The sequence below is a fragment of the Streptomyces sp. NPDC057697 genome, assembly GCF_042799335.1.
GTDB lineage: Bacteria > Actinomycetota > Actinomycetes > Streptomycetales > Streptomycetaceae > Streptomyces.
The window spans coordinates 628,233-647,884 of sequence record NZ_JBHVJA010000001.1 but is presented as its reverse complement, the minus strand read 5'-3'; the positions used below and the strand labels follow the sequence as shown (position 1 = coordinate 647,884).

16 protein-coding genes, 1 pseudogene and 1 riboswitch are annotated in these 19,652 nt (G+C 73.4%); of the genes and pseudogenes, 6 read left to right on the top strand and 11 right to left on the bottom strand.

Features of this window, described 5'->3' with window-relative positions; genetic code table 11:
- Positions 1-142 precede the first annotated feature (142 nt).
- Positions 143-1,312 carry a steroid 3-ketoacyl-CoA thiolase gene (locus ACFVFH_RS02875; protein WP_383762468.1) on the top strand — a complete coding sequence of 390 codons (1,170 nt, stop codon included), beginning with the start codon at positions 143-145 and terminating at the stop codon, positions 1,310-1,312.
- Between the two features lie 150 nt (positions 1,313-1,462).
- The gene (locus ACFVFH_RS02870) at positions 1,463-2,764 is read left to right on the top strand and encodes an alpha/beta hydrolase family protein (protein WP_383762466.1); all 1,302 of its coding nucleotides are present in this window, start codon (positions 1,463-1,465) and stop codon (positions 2,762-2,764) included.
- Between the two features lie 80 nt (positions 2,765-2,844).
- Here the strand turns inward: ACFVFH_RS02870 and ACFVFH_RS02865 are convergent, their stop codons facing one another.
- From ACFVFH_RS02865 to ACFVFH_RS02830, 8 genes are all read right to left on the bottom strand, one after another.
- A complete protein-coding gene (locus ACFVFH_RS02865; protein WP_383762463.1) occupies positions 2,845-3,549 on the bottom strand; it encodes a hypothetical protein in 705 nt (234 codons plus the stop codon).
- A gap of 193 nt (positions 3,550-3,742) precedes the next feature.
- Positions 3,743-4,183: a transglycosylase SLT domain-containing protein gene (locus ACFVFH_RS02860; protein ID WP_383762460.1), complete on the bottom strand. Its 441-nt coding sequence runs from the start codon at positions 4,181-4,183 to the stop codon at positions 3,743-3,745.
- Positions 4,184-4,504: 321 nt separating this feature from the next.
- A complete protein-coding gene (locus ACFVFH_RS02855; protein ID WP_383762458.1) occupies positions 4,505-5,323 on the bottom strand; it encodes an ECF transporter S component in 819 nt (272 codons plus the stop codon).
- Positions 5,320-7,032 carry an ABC transporter ATP-binding protein gene (locus ACFVFH_RS02850; RefSeq protein ID WP_383762456.1) on the bottom strand — a complete coding sequence of 571 codons (1,713 nt, stop codon included), beginning with the start codon at positions 7,030-7,032 and terminating at the stop codon, positions 5,320-5,322. Before ACFVFH_RS02850 ends, ACFVFH_RS02855 begins: the two co-directional genes overlap by 4 nt.
- Complete coding sequence (locus ACFVFH_RS02845; protein ID WP_383762454.1) at positions 7,029-8,186, bottom strand: energy-coupling factor transporter transmembrane component T; 1,158 nt, start codon at positions 8,184-8,186, stop codon at positions 7,029-7,031. The genes ACFVFH_RS02850 and ACFVFH_RS02845 overlap by 4 nt, the downstream gene beginning before the upstream one ends.
- Complete coding sequence (locus ACFVFH_RS02840) at positions 8,183-8,866, bottom strand: SCO2322 family protein (protein WP_383762452.1); 684 nt, start codon at positions 8,864-8,866, stop codon at positions 8,183-8,185. The genes ACFVFH_RS02845 and ACFVFH_RS02840 overlap by 4 nt, the downstream gene beginning before the upstream one ends.
- Positions 8,863-10,137 (bottom strand): prenyltransferase/squalene oxidase repeat-containing protein, encoded by a 1,275-nt coding sequence (locus tag ACFVFH_RS02835; protein ID WP_383762450.1) that lies wholly within the window; start codon positions 10,135-10,137, stop codon positions 8,863-8,865. Before ACFVFH_RS02835 ends, ACFVFH_RS02840 begins: the two co-directional genes overlap by 4 nt.
- 106 nt (positions 10,138-10,243) lie before the next feature.
- A riboswitch (cobalamin riboswitch) is annotated at positions 10,244-10,378 on the bottom strand.
- A 206-nt stretch (positions 10,379-10,584) separates the two neighbouring features.
- Positions 10,585-11,664, bottom strand: coding sequence for an MBL fold metallo-hydrolase (locus ACFVFH_RS02830; RefSeq protein WP_383762447.1), 1,080 nt, complete (start codon positions 11,662-11,664; stop codon positions 10,585-10,587).
- 268 nt (positions 11,665-11,932) lie between these two features.
- Between ACFVFH_RS02830 and ACFVFH_RS02825 the strand changes: the two genes are divergently transcribed.
- Positions 11,933-13,393 (top strand): aldehyde dehydrogenase, encoded by a 1,461-nt coding sequence (locus ACFVFH_RS02825; RefSeq protein WP_383762444.1) that lies wholly within the window; start codon positions 11,933-11,935, stop codon positions 13,391-13,393.
- Positions 13,393-13,626: a ferredoxin gene (locus ACFVFH_RS02820; protein WP_383762441.1), complete on the top strand. Its 234-nt coding sequence runs from the start codon at positions 13,393-13,395 to the stop codon at positions 13,624-13,626. The genes ACFVFH_RS02825 and ACFVFH_RS02820 overlap by 1 nt, the downstream gene beginning before the upstream one ends.
- Here ACFVFH_RS02820 and ACFVFH_RS02815 read toward each other — a convergent pair.
- From ACFVFH_RS02815 to ACFVFH_RS02805, 3 genes and pseudogenes are all read right to left on the bottom strand, one after another.
- A pseudogene (locus ACFVFH_RS02815) lies at positions 13,580-13,885 on the bottom strand (SUMF1/EgtB/PvdO family nonheme iron enzyme); the annotation flags it as partial. The gene ACFVFH_RS02820 and the pseudogene ACFVFH_RS02815 overlap by 47 nt on opposite strands.
- Before the next feature lie 211 nt (positions 13,886-14,096).
- On the bottom strand, positions 14,097-15,962 hold the full coding sequence (locus tag ACFVFH_RS02810; RefSeq protein ID WP_383762438.1) for an FG-GAP-like repeat-containing protein: 1,866 nt from the start codon (positions 15,960-15,962) through the stop codon (positions 14,097-14,099).
- 243 nt (positions 15,963-16,205) lie between these two features.
- Positions 16,206-17,822, bottom strand: coding sequence for an alpha/beta fold hydrolase (locus ACFVFH_RS02805; RefSeq protein WP_383763529.1), 1,617 nt, complete (start codon positions 17,820-17,822; stop codon positions 16,206-16,208).
- A gap of 508 nt (positions 17,823-18,330) precedes the next feature.
- Between ACFVFH_RS02805 and ACFVFH_RS02800 the strand changes: the two genes are divergently transcribed.
- Together ACFVFH_RS02800 and ACFVFH_RS02795 are read left to right on the top strand one after the other, a co-directional pair.
- Positions 18,331-19,341 carry an urea transporter gene (locus ACFVFH_RS02800; protein ID WP_383762435.1) on the top strand — a complete coding sequence of 337 codons (1,011 nt, stop codon included), beginning with the start codon at positions 18,331-18,333 and terminating at the stop codon, positions 19,339-19,341.
- On the top strand, positions 19,338-19,643 hold the full coding sequence (locus ACFVFH_RS02795; protein WP_093543040.1) for an urease subunit gamma: 306 nt from the start codon (positions 19,338-19,340) through the stop codon (positions 19,641-19,643). The genes ACFVFH_RS02800 and ACFVFH_RS02795 overlap by 4 nt, the downstream gene beginning before the upstream one ends.
- The last annotated feature ends 9 nt before the right edge of the window (positions 19,644-19,652 follow it).

Here is a 19,652-nt window from a genome sequence, read left to right as displayed (position 1 = left end):
ATGGAGCGGACGCGTGGTGCGTGCAGGCCTCTTGCGTACCGGGGGTAAGGCTCATAAGACTGCTTGCAGAACTAGAACGCGTACTAGTTCCACCCGTGGGCGCCGGGACGCCCCTGCGGAAGTGCGAGGAGAGGACGAGCTCATGGCCGCGGAACCCGTCATCGTCGAAGCCGTACGCACCCCCATCGGCAAGCGCGGAGGCGCGCTCGCCAATCTGCATCCCGGCTATCTGCTGGGCGAGACCTACCGAGAACTCCTCGGCCGCACCGGCATCCACGCCGACTGCGTCGAACAGATCGTCGGCGGCACGGTCACCCATGCCGGTGAACAGTCCATGAACCCGGCCCGCAACGCCTGGCTCGCGGTGGGCCTCCCGTACGAGACCGCCGCCACCACCGTGGACTGCCAGTGCGGCTCCTCGCAGCAGGCCTCCCACATGGTGGCCAACATGGTCGCGGCCGGGGTCGTCGACATCGGCATCAGCTGTGGTGTCGAGGCCATGTCGCGGGTGCCGCTGGGCAGCGGCTCCAAGCACGGGCCGGGCAAGCCCTGGCCCGACGAGTGGAACGTCGACCTGCCCAACCAGTTCGAGGCCGCCGAGCGCATCGCCCGCAAGCGCGGGCTGACCCGGGAGAACGTCGACTCGCTCGGGCTGATCTCGCAGGAGCGGGCCGCCGTCGCCTGGGCCGAGGAACGGTTCAAACGGGAGACGTACGCGGTCCAGGTGCCGACCACCGAGGAGGAGCAGGCGGCCGGACAGGGCATGTGGCGTCTGGTCGACCGGGACGAAGGGTTGCGCGACACCACCATGGACGGGCTCGGCCGGCTCAAGCCGGTCATGCCCACGGCCATCCACACCGCGGGCAACTCCTCGCAGATCTCCGACGGCGCCTGCGCGATCATGTGGGCCTCCAAGCGGATGGCGCGCGCCCTCAAGCTCCGGCCGCGCGCCCGGATCGTCGCCCAGGCCCTGGTCGGTTCGGATCCGCACTTCCACCTCGACGGGCCGGTCGACGCGACCCGCGCGGTGCTCGGCAAGGCCGGGATGTCGCTCAAGGACATCGACATCGTCGAGATCAACGAGGCCTTCGCCTCCGTGGTGCTGAGCTGGGCCCAGGTCTTCGAGCAGGACCTCGAAAAGGTCAACGTCAACGGCGGGGCCATCGCGCTCGGCCACCCGGTGGGTGCCACCGGCGCCCGGCTCATCACCACCGCGCTGCACGAACTGGAGCGCCGGGACAAGGAGTTCGCGCTCATCACGATGTGCGCGGGCGGAGCGCTGGCGACCGGGACGATCATCCAGCGGCTCTGAGCGGCTCTGAGCGGCTCTGAGCGCCTCCGGCCGGACCCGGTCGGCCGCGAGCGTCGGGCAGGCCCCCGGCCCGGGGTGGTGTCAGGTGCACCCAGGACCGGGGGCCCACGCCGATGTCGGCGCGGCGAGGCCCCGCATAGTTTCGTCGCCATGGAAAACAACAACGCCCCGACCGCACAAGGGACTTCGCGCACAACGAGACGCATCGCCCGCCGCACGACCGCGGCCGCAGCGGCGCTGGTCCTCGCCGCCCTCGGCGTCGCGCCGGCCGTGGCGCAGCAGCCCGCCGGAGCGCCCGCGGCGGCGCACTCCCAGGCCGCGCACTCCCAGGCCGCGCACGGCAGAGGCACCCTCCTGGCCCTCACCCCCGTGGCCGACCTCGACCGCGCGCGGGTGGCCGAGTTCCTCGCCTCGGGCGGCATGGACACCGGCACCGTCCGCCAGGGGCTGCGGGCCTACCGCCTCACCTACCGCACCGTCACCCCGCAGGGCGCCCCCACCACCGCGACCGGCCTCCTGACCCTCCCCAAGGGCGGGCCGCACCGTCTCGACGTGGTCTCCGACACCCACGGCACCATGGCCCACCGCGACTACGCGCCCTCCGCCGCCGAGGACTTCGGCCGCTTCGCCTCGTACCTGCACGCCTCGGCGGGCCGTGCCGTCGCCGCACCCGACTACCTGGGCCTCGGCAAGGGCCCCGGCCGCCACCCCTACATGGACACCGCGTCCGCCGTCACCGCCTCCGTCGACATGCTGCGCGCCTCCCGGACCGCCGCGCTGCGGCTGAACCGGCCGCTCACCGGCGAGGTGTACGCCAGCGGCTTCTCCCAGGGCGGCCAGGTCGCGATGGCCCTGGGCAGGGCGCTCGACAAGGGGGCGGACCGGAACTTCAGGCTCCGGGCGCTCGCCCCCGTATCGGGCCCCTACGACATCGAGAACGCCGAGACGCCCGCCCTCTTCGACGGCCGGGTCAACGACACCAGCGCCGTCTTCTACATGGCGTACTACCTCACCGCGCAGAGCAGACTGCACCCGCTCTACAAGGACACCTCCGAGGCGTTCCGGAAGCCCTACGCGGACGTCGTCGACGATCTCTTCGACACCCACCACACCGAGGAGCAGATCATCTCGGCGCTGCCCGCGACGCTGAAGGAGATGCTCACCGACGACTACTACCGCAGGCTCCAGCACCTCGACGGCGGTCTGCTGGAGGCGGCGCGCGCCCAGGACGGCAACTGCGCCTGGAAGCCGGGCGTCCCGGTACGGCTCTACTCCGCGTCCGGCGACACCGATGTCCCGATCGCCAACGCCCGCCACTGCGCCGCCGACCTCAAGGCCCGGGGCGTCGGCGCCCCGGTGGTCGACCAGGGTCCGGTCGACCACAACACCACGTACATGAAGTCGGGGCCGCAGATCGTCCGCTGGTTCGACGCGGTGGCCGCGCGGCACTGAGCGCGGGACCGGCGGGGTGGGGGGAACCCCGGCCGGTCGTCCGGCCGGGGCCCGGTCGCCGGGGCGACGGGGGTGCGTGATCAGTACGGCACGTGGGTGGGGAAGGTGGCGGTCGGGCTGAACAGCGCCGCGTAGCCCTCCTCGTGGGGGTGGCGGCGGTGCCGTCCGGACCGGCTCACCTCCGCGACCGGGGTCGCGAGGGTGAGCAGACCGTCGTTGGCGAGTTCCTGGACGCGCATCAGCAGCGTGCGTACCTCCAGCCCGAGTTCGGCGGCCACCGTCTGGAGGTCCAGGCCCGACTCCCAGCTCCACAGCAGCACGGAGTCCATGCTCGGCGACCAGGCGACGGTGTGCTCCACCTCGGCCGGCGGCGAGGGTGCCGGGATGAGGGCCGGAGCCGAGGACGGTGGCGGCTGCGGGGCGTCCGGAGGCTGCGGCGGGACGGGGGTCTCGTCGGCCGGGTGCGGTACGGCGTTCTCCGGCGCGGGGGGCTCCGCCGCGCCGCCCGCCGCCGGCTGGGACCGGCTCAGGAGTTTCTCGGCGAGGTTGCGCGCGTCACTGCGGCCGACCGTGCGTCGTGCTAATCGCACTTCTCGTTCGTTCAGGCCCATCAGATCCGCGATCGATCCGTCGTCACCGACCGTGACGGCGAAGGCGGCCAGCGTTCTGCTGCGCTCCGCCTGTGTCTCGTCCAGCAACGCCTGTGCCTGGCGCATGCGTTCGTCGCTGGCGCAGAAAGCTTCCGCCAGGACGGTGTTCCGCTCCCAGAATTCTCGTGGTTCCACGAGAGTGACAACGCGCCGGTGGCCGCTGGGAACGGACGGTCGAGCCAAAAGCGCCTAAATGGACTAACGGGTAATGGTTTGGCCAAGCGTGGTCCGGCGCCCCGCCGCCCGGCGGACGACCGGGCCGGGGCCGGGCACGGCCGAGGCCCCGACCGGTGGTCGGGGCCTCGGTGAGGGTGTTCGGGTCGCCGGCTCAGTACCAGCTGTTGGCCTGCCAGAACGACCAGGCGGCGCACGGGCTGCCGTAGCGGGAGTTCATGTAGTCCACGCCCCACTTGATCTGGGTGGCGGGGTTGGTCTGCCAGTCGGCACCGGCGGAGGCCATCTTCGAGCCGGGCAGGGCCTGCACGAGACCGTAGGCGCCGGAGGAGGCGTTGGTGGCGGTGTGGTTCCAGCCGCTCTCGTGCTGGACGATGTTGCTGAAGCACTGGAACTGCGCGGCGTCGCCGATCATCGACTTCGCCGTGGCCTGCGCGCTCGCCGCGACGGTCGTCGGCGCGGCGGCCGGTGCGGCCATGGCCGGGGAGACGCCGAGGCCCAGGCCGGTGGCGCCGAGGAGCACGGCGGCGCCTGCGACGGCGGACTTGCGGCGGGCGTTGCGGGGCTTGGCGAGGAGGTTACGGGCGAACGACACAGAGAGACCTAACGTCGGGTACGGGGGAGTCGCGGGCCGGTCCGCAGTCGTGCGGTGGTGCGGGTGGACCGGTCTTCGTCGACCGCGGTCCGGTTCGGCGGACCCTGCGGTGCTCGGCGACTCATCCAGTGTTAGCGGCGGCTTTCAACCACCGCAACGACCCCCGGTACGAGCCCGCCTAGCACCCGGGCCCGAACGACCCGGGCCGCCCCGGCCGCCCCGGAGGCATCACCGCAGGTCGGCGCGGGACCCGGGCGCGGCCCTCGGCCACGGGGCGACTACGACCCCCGGTAGTGGTGGACCAAGGTCCTGTGGGAGCCCTCACTCGCGGGGAGCGTCAAATGTGACCTGGGCCTCGAAGTTGGCGCGCCGGGTGGCCCGGCGCAGCGCCTTCAGCAGCGCCGGTCCGACGGCCAGCGTCAGCACCGCGGTGAGCACCGCCCGGCCCAGGTCCCAGCCGAGCGAGGTGGCCACGCAGTACGCCAGGAAGCGCACCAGGTTCTCCGCCACCGAGTCCCCCGGGTGGAACGAGATCCCCGAGCCGAGACCGGGCACGATCGTCCAGCCGTACAGGTTCATCACCGTGCCGTACGCGAACGACGCCACGCACCCGTACCCCGCCAGCGTCAGCAGCTCGGCCCGCCCGCGCAGCCGGTCCGGGCCGGGCAGCAGGCCCGCGCCCATCGAGAACCAGCCCATCGACAGCATCTGGAACGGCATCCACGGCCCCACCCCGCCGGTGAGCAGCGCGGAGGCGAACATGGTCACCGAGCCCAGCACGAAGCCGAAGCCCGGCCCGAGCACCCGGCCGCTCAGCACCATCAGGAAGAACATCGGCTCCAGCCCCGCCGTGCCCGCCCCCAGCGGCCGCAGCGCCGCGCCGACCGCGGCCAGCACCCCCAGCATCGCCACCGCCTTCGCGTCCAGACCGGAGTCGGCGATCATCGCGACCACCACCCCGACCAGCAGCGGCAGCAGCGCGGCGAACAGCCACGGCGCGTCCCGCGAGTGCGCCAGCCCGGCCTCCGGACCGGCCAGCAGCGGCCAGCCGAACGCCACCAGCCCGATCGCGCTGACGAGGACGAGCGCGGCGATCGCACGCGGCCCGAGCCGTACCGGCCGCGCCCGGCGCGCGCTCACGAGGACCCGCCGAGCGCGGCGCGCACCTGCGGCACGGTCAGCCACTCCTGCGGCGCGAGGATCTTCGCCGTCTGCGGGGCGAACGCCGGGGACGACACCACCACCTGCCGGGTCTCCCCGTCCGCGACAATCTCCCCGTCGGCGAGGATCACCACCCGGTGCGCCAGCTCCGCGGCGAGCTCCACGTCATGGGTGGCCAGCACGATCGCGTGGCCCTCGGCCGCGAGACCCCGCACCACCCCCACCAGCCGGGCCTTCGCCGCGTAGTCCAGACCGCGGGTCGGCTCGTCCAGGAGCAGCAGCGGGGGCCGCGCGGTGAGCACGACGGCCAGGGCGAGCGCGAGGCGCTGGCCCTCGGAGAGATCACGGGGATGGGTGTCGTCCGGCACACCCGGCAGCAGCTCGGAGACCAGGGCCCGGCAGCTGCCCGGGGCGGCGCCCGCGTCGCCGTCGGCCGCGGCGCACTCGGCGGCGACGGTGTCCGCGTACAGCAGATCGCGTGGCTCCTGCGGTACCAGCCCGACCCGGCGCACCATCTCGCGCGGCTCGGTGCGGTGCGGGGGCCGGCCGCCGACCAGGACGGTGCCGGTGGTCGGCTCGACCATGCCGACGAGCGCCGCCAGCAGGGTGGACTTGCCGGCGCCGTTGCGCCCCATCAGGGCGACGGTCTCGCCGGGGCCGACGGTGAGCGTCACCCGGCGCAGCGCCTCGACGCGCCCGCGCCGTACCCCGAGCCGCTCGACCCGGGCCGTGGGACCGGCGACCGGCTCGGGCCCACCGCGGTCGCCGGTCCCACGGCCCAGCAGCCGGGCCAGCGCTCCGCGCCGCACGGGCGAGGGGGCCGGGGCGGGCACGGCGGCGGCCGCCACCGGCCCGGGGGCGGGCGGGCGCACCGGCGCCAGCCGCTCGCGCAGCTCCGCCGCCCGGCGCCGCGCGTCGCGGACCGAGAGCGGCAGCGGCTCCCACCCCGCCAGCCTGCCCAGCGCGACGACCGGCGGATGGACCGGGGAGACGGCCATGACGTCCGCGGGCGCGCCCACGACGGGGGCGGCGCCCGGCGACGGCAGCAGGACCACCCGGTCCGCGTACTGGACGACCCGCTCCAGCCGGTGCTCCGCCATCAGGACCGTCGTGCCCAGGTCGTGCACCAGCCGTTGCAGCACGGCGAGGACCTCCTCGGCCGCCGCCGGGTCCAGCGCGGAGGTCGGCTCGTCGAGGACCAGGACCCTCGGATGCGGGGTGAGGACGGAACCGATCGCCACCCGCTGCTGCTGGCCGCCGGAGAGCGTGGCGATCGGCCGGTCGCGCAGCTCGGCGAGGCCCAGCAGGTCGAGGGTCTCCTCGACCCGCCGCCGCATCACGTCGGGGGCGAGCCCCAGCGACTCCATGCCGTACGCCAGCTCGTCCTCGACCGTGTCGGTGACGAAGTGGGAGAGCGGGTCCTGGCCCACCGTGCCGACCAGATCGGCGAGCTCGCGCGGTCTGTGGGTACGGGTGTCGCGCCCGTCGACCGTGACCCGGCCGCTCAGCGTGCCGCCGGTGAAGTGCGGCACCAGACCGGACACGGCACCCAGCAGCGTGGACTTGCCGACCCCGGACGGACCGACGAGCAGCACCAACTCGCCCTCCGGAACGGTCAGATCGACCCCGGTCAGGGTGGGGCGCTCCGTTCCTTCGTAGCGCACCGAGACCTGCTCGAACCGGATCACTGGAACTCCTTGGAATACGGGGCGCCCGCCGAGGGCGGCACGGGCGCCACCACCGCGGGCAGCAGCCCGATCAGCACCGCCGCCGCGGGCCACAGCGGAAGCGCCGGCGCGACCAGCGGCACCACCCCGGGGTGCAGCGCCTCCCCGAGGACCCCGCCCGCCCGGATCATCGCCACCGCCACCGCGACCCCCGAGCCCGCCACCAGCCAGGCCCGCGCGCCCCACCGGTCGGGCCGGTAACGGGTACGCACCGAGCGGGCCCCGCCGAGCCGCAGCCCGGCCATCGCGGCGACGAGCCCGGCGACCAGCAGGGGCAGCCCGTACCGGGCGCCCTCCGCGGCCAGCAGCCCGTACGTACCGGCGCACACGCCGAGCAGCCCGCCGAGGGTGAGGACGTTCGTGGTGTGCCGGACGGCGGGCGGGACCTGCGCCGTGCGCCCGTACCCCCGCGCGTCCATCGACGCCGCCACCGCGACCGACCGCTCCAGCGCGCCCTCCAGGACCGGCAGCCCGGTCTGGAGGACCGCGCCGATGCCGCCGGTCGGACGGCCGCGCAGCCGGCGGGCGGTGCGCAGCCGCATCACGTCGGCGACCATGTTCGGCGCGAAGGTCATCGCGACGACGACGGCGACGCCCGCCTCGTACAGCGCGCCCGGCAGCGACTTCAGCAGCCGGGCCGGGTTGGCGAGCGAGTTCGCCGCACCGACGCAGATCAGCAGGGTGGCCAGTTTCGCCCCGTCGTACAGGGCGAAGAGCAGCTGCTCGGCGGTGACCCGGCCGCCGATCCTGATCCCCTGCGCCCAGCCGGGCAGCGGCACCTCGGGGAGCGTGAACAGCGGATGGGTGCCGGGGATCGGCGAGCCGAGGAAGACGGAGAAGACCAGCCGCACGGCGATGACGAACAGTCCGATCCTGAGGAACGCCCCGTACGAACGGGCCCACGGGGCGTCCGTGCGGCGCGCCGCCACGACATAACCGGCCACCCCCACCAGCAGCCCGAGCAGCAGCGGGTTGGTGGTGCGGGAGGCGGCGGTGGCCAGGCCGAGCGCCCACAGCCACCAGGCCCCGGCGGGCAGCGCGTTGCTCCGGGTCGCTTCGGGGGCGCGCAGCGGGCGGCGGCTCGCCAGGACCGCGGAGCCGGTCGGGGTGGTCATCCGCGGCGGCGGCGGGCCCGCACGACCGCGGCGACGCCGAGGAGGAGAACGGCGCCGATGCCGACGAACACCCCGGCGGACGGGGAGCCGCCGGAACCGCCCGAGCCGCCGGCGGCCGACGACGCGGACGCGGAGCCGGTCGGGGACGGGGCGGGCGTGCCGTGCCCGTCGCCGGAGACCTGCTCGCCGCAGCCCGAGGCCGGGTAGCCGGTGATGGCGCAGAGCATCGCGTCGCCGCTGTACCGCAGGGGCTTGGCCACGGCGGCGAGCGCCTCGGCCGCACTGGCGTCGGGGCTCACCCGGGCGCACGCGGTGCGCGGCGCGGGCGGGGTCTCACCGGCCGGGGCGTCGGCGGCGGTGCCCGGGTCGATGACGAGGGCGATCCGCTTGGTGCCGTCCTCGGCCGGGGTGCCCGCGCAGATCTTCGCGAAGTCGGGGGCGCGGCGCGGTTTCGCCGCGTCCTGGGAGTCCTCGCTCACCGAGAACCGGAAGCCCTCCACCGCGCCGTCGTCGGGCCGGACCAGGGACGGGCCCTGGGTGGCGTACGTCCAGCCGGAGCCGGAGTCCTCCCAGAACGACCAGTAGCGGTAGCCGGCCGCCTGGGCCGGTCCCGCGCCCAGCACGGCCAGGACGGCGCCCAGGACCACCAGCAGCGCGGTGGCCCTTCCCGCCCGCCTCACGGCTGCCTGTTCTTCCGGCGACCGCTGATCAGGAAGAACGCGATCGCGGCGAGGACCAGGGCGATGCCGATGTACCACCACACGCCGCCGATCACGTCGTCGCCGCTGTGGACCTGGTCCTTCTCGGTGGCCTCGTACCCGGTGTCGGCGGACGGGTCGGGCGTCACGACGGCGGCGGGCGCGGGGCCGGCCGCGTTCAGCCGGGCCACCAGGTCGACTCCGCCGAAGTCGCGGGCGTCGTTGCCGGTCGCGTGGGCGGCCAGGACCAGCTGGGCGTAGGCGGCGGGGCCGTTCTGCCCGGCCCAGTCCATGGCGTTCTTCTTCAGCCAGGCGATCGCCCCGGCCGCCTTGTCCTGGTGGCCGGAGGCGGACAGCGCGACGACCGCGTCGGCGGTGTTGCCGAAGTCGGGCTGCGGGGTCGTGTCGGCGGCACCGGGCATCGGCGCCTGGTTCAGATGGCCGCTCCCGGCGAGGGCGCCGACGAGGTAGTGGGCGCCGTTCTGGGCGGCCTGCTCGGGCGTGAGGCCGGAGCCCGGGTGGCAGCGGGGGGCCTTGCCCGCGGCGTTGTCGCCGACGGCCATGGCCTTGCCCATCGTGCCGAGCACGGCGGCCGCGGTGGCGTCCGCGTTCGCGGTCAGCTTCCCCTTCTTGTCGGGCTGGTACGCGAAGGCCCCGCCGTCCTTGCCGCCGCACGGGATCGCGAGCGCGAGCAGCGGGTCGTAGGGGGTCTTGCCGCCGGGGGTCGTGATGTCCGCGAGCCGCTGTCCCTGGCGGGCGAGGGCGCCGATCACCAGGGAGGTGGAGTTGGCGTCGCTGGGCGCGCCCGCGGTGTAGCCCCAGCCGCCGTCCTCGTTCTGCACGGACTTCAGCCAGCGCACGCCGTTGTTCACGATGTCCCGGTGGCCGCCGACCTCGACCAGTGCCTGGGTGGCGGCCGCGGTGGCGTTGGTGTCCAGCACCGTCTTGTCGTCGCACGGCTCGGAGACATCGGCCCGGTACGCCGCGTAGGCCCCGTCGGCGCACTGCTGGCCGATCAGCCAGTCCACCGACTTCGCGGCCGGGGTGACCCCTTCGAGCCGCTGGGCGAGGAAGGCCATCGACTGCCGCCACACCCCGTCGTAGGTGGGGTCCTTCGTGCCGTACAGCCCGGCGGGCAGCGCGGCGGACGGCGAGGGCGACGGGGACGGCGCGGCGACCGCGACCGGCGCTGCGGCCGCGCAGAGCACGGCGGCGGTGGCGGCGAGCGTTGCTGCGCTGCGGCGTACGGTCATGGCGGGCGGGGCCTCTCCTGTGCGACGAACCGGGCACAGGCACGCTCAGGCACCAGGCTCCGGCTCCGTATACCTCGACGGTGCCGACCACCGGGATCGGTGGTGGGAGCCGGTCACGTCCGCGGACAGGGCATTCCGGCTCACCGTCTCCGGGACGGTTCACGGCTGCGTGGTCAGTGCCGGATTCGCACCGGCTTCCCCCTGAACGGGCATGATGACGACCCGCACACTCTACCGGGCGGTCCGGGACGGTCCCCGGGGCGGCTTAGGCCGGGCGTCCCGGGGGCCGTCCCGGCGATCACGCGGAATCCACTGGCACGACCGGTCCCGCACGAATGACCATGACCCGCATGCCAGGGTGGGTCAGTAGGGCGGCGCGGAGCCGTACCGCCCGGCCCGGCTCACACCACCCTCGCCATTCACCGCCGGCCGCGCCCCGCTCGCCGCTCACACCGCGATGTACGTCACCGGCTCGGTCCCCGGCACCGCCTCCGCGCGACCGAGCTTCACCAGCCTCCGCAGATGCGCCTCCGCCTCCGAGACCGCGATGTTCCGGGAGCCGTGCGGGATCTGCTCCCAGGGCCGGTTCCACTCCATCCGCTCGGCCAGTTCCCACGGCGTCAGCGGCCCGGCCAGCAGCCCGAGCAGCCCGGTCAGCCGTTCCTCGTGATGGGCGAGGAGCTCCCGTACCCGCCCGGCCGCGTCGGTGAAGGCGTACTGATGGGCGGGCAGCACCTCGGCGGCCCCGAGCCTGCCGATCCGCTCCAGCGAGTCGAGGTAGTCGCCGAGCGGGTCTCCCCCGCTCGGACGCGGCCGGGAGCCCGCGGGGGGATCGGTGGCGGCGGCGTCGTCCGGGTCCTCGTACAGCCCGATGTGCGGGCTGATCCCCGGCAGCAGGTGATCGCCGGAGAAGAGCCGCCCCCGGCCCGGCAGATTCCCCGGATGCTCCTCGTCCAGATGCAGACACACGTGCCCCGGCGTGTGCCCCGGCGTCCAGATCGCCCGCAGTCTGCGCCCCGCCAGGTCGAGCAGCTCGCCGGGCACGATCTCCCGGTCCGGCAGGGCGGCCCGCAGCCCCGGCAGGGTCCGCAGACGGCCCCCGTCCGCCGCGGCGGCCCGCAGCGGCGCGAGGTGCTCCTCGGGCGCGCCGACCGCGGTGAGCTTGGCCACGAGATACGTCAGCCAGGTGCCGGGCCGGGACTCACGGGTACGGCGCACGATCGCGGTGTCCGCCGCGTGCATGGCGATCCACGCCCCGGAGGCCTCCCGCACCTGCCCGGAGAGCCCGTGGTGGTCGGGGTGGTGGTGGGTGATGACCACGCCGTGGATGTCCGCCATCTCCGTACCGACGGCGGTGAGTCCGGCGCGGAGCGTGTCCCATGCCTCGGGGTCGTCCCACCCGGTGTCGATCAGGACCGGACCCCGGTCGGTCTCCAGGACGTGCACGAGCGTGTGGCCGAGCGGGTTGTCCGGGATGGGCACCTTGATGCTGTGCACGCCTCCGCCGTGGTCGGTCACCTGTGCCATGAGGTCCCCATCTCTCCAGACGACGTGCGGTTTCGCGGTTCCGGTGCGTCGCCCCCACTGTAACGAGAACTTGTTTCAGTAGTAGCCCTGGTCACCCATCTCCTCCGGACGCTCTCACGGACCCCGCGGCTTCGAGGGCCGTGGTCGCGGCCGTGGACTCCTGGAACTGGAACTGGTATCAGTTCTGAAACAGAGTCAGATGCCGGGTCGGGCACCGACCCGGACACCGATCCGGACGACGCGCGCCGGGCCGCGGGAGGCAGCAGTCATGACCGAGCTTGTCGAACACGGAAAACTCTTCATCGGCGGGGAGTTGGTCGATCCGCTGGGCCGGGACGTGATCGAGGTCGTCTCGCCCCACACCGAACAGGTCATCGGCCGGGTGCCGCACGCCTGCGAGGCGGACGTGGACCGGGCCGTCGCCGCCGCGCGGCGGGCGTTCGACGAGGGGCCCTGGGCGCGGATGGGCCTGGACGAGCGGATCGCGGTGGTGACCCGGATCAAGGACGCGTTCGCCGCGCGGTACGAGGAGATCGCCCGGGTCATCAGCGCGCAGAACGGCACCCCGTACACATCGAGCGTGATGGTGCAGGCACTCGCCGCGATGATGGTGTGGGACTCGGCGATCACCGTCGCCCGCGACTTCCCGTACGAGGAACGGCGGGCCGGGGCGCTCGGGCCGCTGCTGGTGCGCCGGGAGCCGGTCGGGGTGGTCGCGGCCGTGGTGCCGTGGAACGTCCCGCAGTTCACCGCCGCCGCCAAGCTCGCGCCGGCCCTGCTGGCGGGCTGCTCCGCGGTGCTCAAGGTCTCGCCGGAGACGCCGCTGGACGCCTATCTGCTGGCGGAGATCGCCGCCGACGCCGGGCTGCCGGAGGGCGTGCTGTCGATCCTGCCCGCCGACCGGGAGGTCAGCGAGTACCTGGTCGGGCACCCGGGCGTCGACAAGGTGTCGTTCACCGGGTCGGTGGCCGCCGGGCGCCGGGTGATGGAGGTCGCCTCCCGCAACCTCACCCGGGTCACCCTGGAGCTGGGCGGCAAGTCCGCCGCGGTGATCCTCCCGGACGCCGACCTGGACGCCGCCGTCGCGGGCATCGTCCCCTTCGCCTGGATGATCAACGGCCAGGCGTGCGTGGCCCAGACCCGCATCCTCGTCCCGCGTTCCCGCTACGACGAGACGGCCGAGGCGTTCGCCGCCGCGGCGGGCGCGCTGAAGGTCGGCGATCCGCTGGACCCCGCCACCGAACTCGGCCCCCTCGTCGCCCGCCGCCAGCAGCGGCGTTCGCTCGACTACATCCGGATCGGGCAGGACGAGGGCGCCAAGGTCCTGACCGGCGGCGGCCGTCCGGCGTCCCAGGAGCGCGGCTGGTACGTCGAGCCGACCCTCTTCGGGGACGTCGACAACTCCATGCGCATCGCCCGCGAGGAGATCTTCGGTCCCGTCATCTGCCTGCTGCCGTACGGCGACGAGGACGAGGCGGTGAGGATCGCCGACGACTCCGAGTACGGACTGAGCGGCAGCGTCTGGACCGCCGACACCGAGCACGGCATCGACATCGCCCGCCGGGTCAGGACCGGCACGTACAGCGTGAACACCTTCAGCCTCGACATGCTGGGCCCGTTCGGTGGGTACAAGAACTCCGGTCTGGGCCGGGAGTTCGGCCCCGAGGGGTACGGCGAGTACTTCGAGCACAAGATGATCCACCTGCCGGCCGGATACGGGGAGGCGTGATGGGGGACCGCTGGTCCGTGGAGGTCGACCGGGGCGTCTGCATCGGCTCCGGGATGTGCCTGAACCACGCCCCGGGCCGCTTCGCCCTGGACACCGCCCGTCAGTCCCACCCGGTGGACGCGGAGACCGACGCCGACGAGAAGGTCCTCACGGCCGCCGAGGGCTGCCCGGTCGAGGCGATCACGATCACCCTGAGCGGCTCGGACGAGGTGGTGTTCCCGCCGGAGGAGTAAACGGCGGTCCGTCGGTGCCCGAGCGGGCGAGGCGGAAGCCCATGTCGTCGACGCGGAACGTCCGGTGGCTGCGGCGGCGGGCGGAGGCGCGGCGGCTCCCGTGCTCGTCGCACCAGCCGCCGCCGCGCAGCACCCGGCAGGCGCCGTACGCCTCGGCGTCGTGGGCGTCCCCGCACCAGTCCCGGACGTTGCCCGGCATCTCGTGGAGACCCCAGGCGTCGGGGTCCTTGCCGCCCACCTCATGGACGCGTTCGCACGAGCCAACTGCGCCGCGTCCGCCGGTCCGTCGGCGTCACCGACCCCGGCGGGACGTCGACCAGCCCGGTTCCCGTGCCCGTACGCGCGTCCATGACCAGGGCCTCGGCCCCGCCGCCGGGCAACCGGACGGGCACCGGCGCGTTCCCGCACGCGGGCGGCCCGTACCGGAACGCGTCCGGTACGGGCCGCCGCTCGGTTCCGTGCCGCCGGGATCAGCTCAGCGCCTGGAGGTCCGGCCGGTCCGCGGTGCCCACGGGGATCCCGCTGCCCGGGACGTCCGGGTAGTAGCGGAGCCCGCCGTCGCCGCCGGTCGCCCAGAGGCCGGCGGCCCGATCGCCGCCCGCGTCCGGGGCGGCCGTGAGCAGCGGACGGTCGGCGGGGGTCCAGCCGGTGTCGAGGACGACGGACGCCGACTCGGAACCGAGCCCCTCGCCGGAGTGTCCCGTGCCTTCGAAGAGGAGCAGCCGGCCGGTGTTCCTGTCGCGGGCGATGAGGTCCACGTGCCCGTTCCCGGTGCGGTCGCCCGGCGCGACGAGGTCGTAGTCGGCCCAGGGGCCCTCACCGAGCAGGACCGGGTCCCGTTCCATGTCGAGGTAGTAGGCCGGGGAGCCGAAGTACAGCCAGAGCCGGTCGCCTTCCTTGACCAGGAGGTCGGGGAAGCCCGGAACGTCCGCCGTGCCGTCGCCGTCGATGTCCTGCGGCCCGTCGACGTCTCCGATCGCGAGGATCTGGTCGGCCGCCGCCCAGTGGTTGTTCCGCTCGTCGAACACCCGGAGCTGCCGCGCGCCCTCGGTGCAGGGCGGCGACTGCTCGTCGGGCTGTTCGCCGGGGCTCGTGCAGGCGAAGCCCGTTCCGTTGTTGGGGAACAGGTGGAGGGACTTCCCGCCGTCGCCGGGGAGCGCGGCGATCAGGTCCTCGTAGCCGTCCCCGGTCCAGTCACCGCGACGGGTGAGGGCGGCGCCGTCGAAGTCGGTGCTCGCGGCCACGGTGGCGGCTCCGACGCGGCCGTCCCCCTCACCGGGGAAGAGCACCAGCTCACCGTCGGCGCGTACACCGTAGAGGTCGGCGATTCCGTCGCCGTCGAGGTCCCCGGGCCCGTCCGGGGCGGTGGGGCCGTCGGCCCAGAAGCTGTACCGGGTGAGGTCCGACCGGTTCCCGGCGGCGTCCAGGCTGCGGACGTTCAGCGTGTGCGGTCCGCTCGTCGGCGGAACGAGCGTGACCTCGCCGTCCTTCCTCCCGTCCCCGTCGAGGTCGGCGGTGGGCACGACGGAGCGCGGGCCGGGGGCCCAGTCCGTCCAGTACTCGTACGACGTCACGTCGTCGACACCGCCGTCGCCGACGATGAACGTGCCGGGCTTCCGGGCCTTTCCGGTCTCCTGCGGCCGGCCCTCGGAAGCGTCGGGGAAGTCGGTCGACTCGACGGTCGGCGGTGCGCTCGGGCGGTCGGGGTCGTAGACGAACCGGCAGCCGGGCCCGTCGTCGGCCGGTGCCCACGCGGACCGGGACGTGCGGTCCTGCGCCCGGACCCGCCAGGAGAAGTTGCCGTCGGCGGCGGTGAGGTGCTGCCGCAGTGTCTCCCCCGGCACCCGGAGCGAGGCCACTGTCCCGGAAGCCGCGGAGACCTCGGCGCCGACGATCAGGGACCCGCCGGGGTCCTCGTCGGGATGGTGGCCCGTCGCCCACAGCTCGAACCGGGCGTTCAGCGTGCCGCCGTCGGGGTCGGAGACCTCCGCGCCGAGCGTCACATCGGTGTTGCCGAGGGAGACGAACGGGCCGGAGGCCGGACAGCCGCCCGAACTCGGGCTGGTGTCCAGGCCGGTCGGGGTGTCGGGCACGGAGTCGCGCCCGGTGGACAGCACCGCCGATGTGACGACGGACTTCTCCCGGCCGTACGCGGCCGACGGATCGGCCGCCCCCGGGCCGGACGTGACGCCGGGCCGCCCGCCGCCCGTGGCCTGCGCGGACCCGGACGCCTGCGCGTGCGAGGGAAGCGCCAGCGCGAGCACCAGCACACACGCGACCGACGCGGTCGCACCCTTGATATTTATTTGTCTACTTTTCCCGCTGGGAAATCGCATGAAGTGACACCCCTTCCGGTCTGGTCGATATGCACCTTAGGGTGTGTGGAAAGTGTGAGGAATGTGGATGAAATGTGGCGTTGGCGGCTATCCGGATGGGGGAAGCGTGGCCCGAAAACGCCTGCCGAGGACCTGTCATCTCCCATGAAAATGGGATAAAAATTCCCTTTTTTCCCTGTGAAGCTGACGCATAAGCGTCGACAACTTGCCACTTCCCGAGGCGGGTCGGGCGATGGCCCCGCCCTAGCGGCGCAGCAGCCCGTCCACGTACGCCTCCAGCCGGGCTCCCAGGACCTCGGGCGTCAGGTCGGTGCGGCCCATCTCGCGCCAGGGGCCGGCCAGTTTCGTCGCGTCGGGGCAGTAGTGGAGGGCGTCGAGCAGGCACCAGTACAGGTGGTCGGGGCCCTCGGCGAGGCCGTGGCCGCCCCGGGCCTCGTACCGGTCGCGGAAGTCCAGGCCGTACGCCGGTCCGTGCAGTAGGGCGAGGGCGGTCGAGCAGTGGGCCACGTCCAGGTCGGCGGGGCCCCAGGACGTCTCGACCCAGTCGACGACCCCGGTGATCCGGAGTCCGGGCCCCGACCCGGAGAAGAGCACGTTCCCGGGGTGGAAGTCGCGGTGCAGGAACCGGCCTTCGTACGGGGGCGGGTCGCGGCGGAGCACGTCCGCGGCCCGCTCCCACAGGGGGCCGTCCGGGGTGCGGACGCGTTTTGGGGGCGTCCACGCCTGGTAGGTGCGCGGGCGCTCGGCCGGTGAGACGCCGTGGACGCGGACGAGCTGGGCCGCGAGCAGGTCGAGCCGCCGGTCGAGATCGTCTTCGTCGACGCGGACGCGGCCCGGCAGCGCGGACATCAGCAGGGTCGGGTGGTCGCAGTGTTCGGCGGTGGCGTCCACGGCGACGAGGCCGGGCGCGGGGACGGATTCCTGCTCGGCGAGCAGGGTCAGGACGGACGCCTCGCGGCGGAGCAGCCCGGCTGCGTGGCGCCGGAAGAAGGGCTTCACGAAGGTGCGTTGCACCAGGTCCGTGCCGTCGTCGAGGGTGAGCCGGCGCATCTGGGAGCTCCAGCCGCCGGCCAGGAGGCGGGAGCCGGTGACCGAGCGGCCGGGGCCGATGTGCCGGGCCATCCACGCGCGCGTCGCCGTCCAGCCCCGGTCGTCGAGGCCGGACAGCACCGCCGTCGCGAACTCCCGCCGGTCGTCGGCGTGATCGCGGAACCACAGCCCCAACTGGTGCGGCGCGTCCGGCAGGTCCAGCCGGGTGTACTGGGCGCGCGCGGCCAGCGCCTCCTGCACCGCCTCGGTCACCGCCGACGGGATCACCGCGTCCGTGCCCGGTACGGCGAGCACGGCCCGGCCCTCGTACGCCCGCAGGGTCCGGAACGCGGGCGCCTCGCGCCAGCTGCCCGGCCGCCGGATGATCCGGCTGAACCGTCCGTCCCCGTTCCCGAAGGGCTCGTGCCACGCCTCGGCGGCGTACGCGGCGGGCGCGCACAGCCCCAGTGACACCACCCGGTCCCCATAGTGCCGGGCGAGATCGGCCACCGTCTGCCCGCTCATGCTGAACCCCACCAGGACCAGAGGCGCGTCCGGTTCCGCGTACGCCTCGATCACGGACACCGCCTGCTCGAACCGCCGACGCAGGCTCGACTCGGCGAGGCTGCCGGTGCTTTCGCCGTGTCCGGAGAAGTCGAAGGCGACCGCACGGCAGCCTCGGGCCACGAACTCCCGTACCAGCGGCAGCAGTCTCTCCTTGCTGCCGGTGCCCGCGCCGTGCAGCAGCACGGCCGTGGTCCCGGACGGCTCGCCGCCGTACACACCGCTGAGGCGTTCGCCGCCGTGGCCGTGGGTGAAGTCGGAGAGCATGGCGCCCATTCACTCATGGACGGTCCGAACCCGTGGGGAGGGGGCAGCATACGCCGGGTCCCCACGGGCCGTGCCGGGTCGGCTCCCTTGTGCCGGGATTTAACCCAATGTTCTTGCCGAATTTTATATATGCATGCTACACGTGGTTGTGGTGCGAGGTGCTGGGGTGTGCCCGCTGTTCCGGATGGCCGGAAAGGGGTGAAGTGCCTTTGCGGGTCTTATCTTTCGGTCAAAAGGTTGATGTGGAATGTTCAACCTCTGATCAAGAAATCCACGGAATGGGTTGCTCCGGATTACTTGTGGGGTAGTTGGGTGAGGTGTTGAGCTGGGGATACTTCCGAGAGTGCATGTTCTGTAGCACTCCGTGAGCATTCCTTGTCGATGTCTTTGCGCCACGGTCGGGCGTACCGTCTCAACAGATTGTTGATCAAGATCCACATCCCTCGAATGGGGTGATGCGGATGAATTCGGTGTGCCCTCATTCGTCGTGTCTCAAAGGAGAGAAGACGTGCCCGCAGCAGAACAGGCGGTGCGAATACGGGGCCGGGTATTTCCCGGGGTAGTGGCCGTGCCCCGGGCCGGGGCGGCGCAGTTGCGCGGCATCGCACAGGTGGTGCTCGTCGGCAGCCCGTGGTCCGGGCTGCTGTTCGCGCTCGCGCTGTTCGTCGGCGGGTGGCGGCTCGGGGTGTTCGGGCTGCTCGGCACCGCCGCGTCCACCGGCGCCGCCGTTCTGCTCGGGGCCGACCAGAAGGGCGTGGCGCAGGGGCTCCAGGGCTACTGCGGCTGCCTGACCGGCCTCGCCCTGGTGCTGCGGCTCGGCGCCTCGTGGCGGACGGCCGTGCTGGTCGTGCTCGCGGCGGCGGTCTGCGCCGTGCTGAGCGGGGCGGTCGGCCGGCTGCTGACCCCCCTCGGACTGCCCGTGCTGACGGCCCCGTACTGTCTGGTCGTCAGCGCCCTGACCGTCGCCCTGTCGAAGGGCCCGGTCACCGTCGGCGCGACCGCGCGCCTGCCGGGGTTCACGGAGCTGAGCCTCGCCGACGCGGGACGGGCGCTCTGCGCCAACATCGGCCAGATCTTCTTCCTCGACACCTGGTACGCGGGCCTGATCGTGCTCGCCGGGCTCCTCGTCGCCTCCCGGACCGTGGCGCTCGCCGCGGTGGGGGCCAGCGCCGTCGCGCTCCTGACGGCCTGCGCGGCCGGGCTGCCCGCCGCTTCGATCACCGACGGGCTGTACGGCTACAACGCGGTGCTCTGCGCCATCGCCCTGGGAGCCGTCTTCCTGGCCCCGACCTCCTGGACCACCGGTTACGCGGCACTCGCCGCCGTCGCCACGGTCCCCTTCGCCGCCGCCTGGGAAGTGTTCGCCCAGTCGTTCGGTACCACCCCGTTCACCTGGCCGTTCACCGTGACGACCTGGCTCTTCCTGGCGGCCGGTCCGGCTCTGGGCCGCCCCGGGCTCTCCGTCGGAAAAGCACCAGTCGAGAAAGCACCCTTCGAGAAAGCAGACGTGACGTCATGAACCTCGCACCGCGGGAAATCGACAAACTCCATGTCTACGTGGTCGCGGACCTGGCCCGCCGCCGCAGGGACCGGGGAACCAAGCTCAACTACAGCGAAGCAGCCGCCCTGATCACCGAGGCCGTCCTGGAGGCCGCGCGCGACGGCCACACCGTCGCCGAATGCATGGAGCTGGGCCGCACGGTCGTCTCCGGCGACGACGTGATGCCCGGCGTACGGGAGATGCTCACCGTCCTCCAGGTCGAGACGGCCTTCGTCGACGGAACGAAGCTGGTCACCTGCCACGACCCGATCAGCGCCTGAAAGACCGAG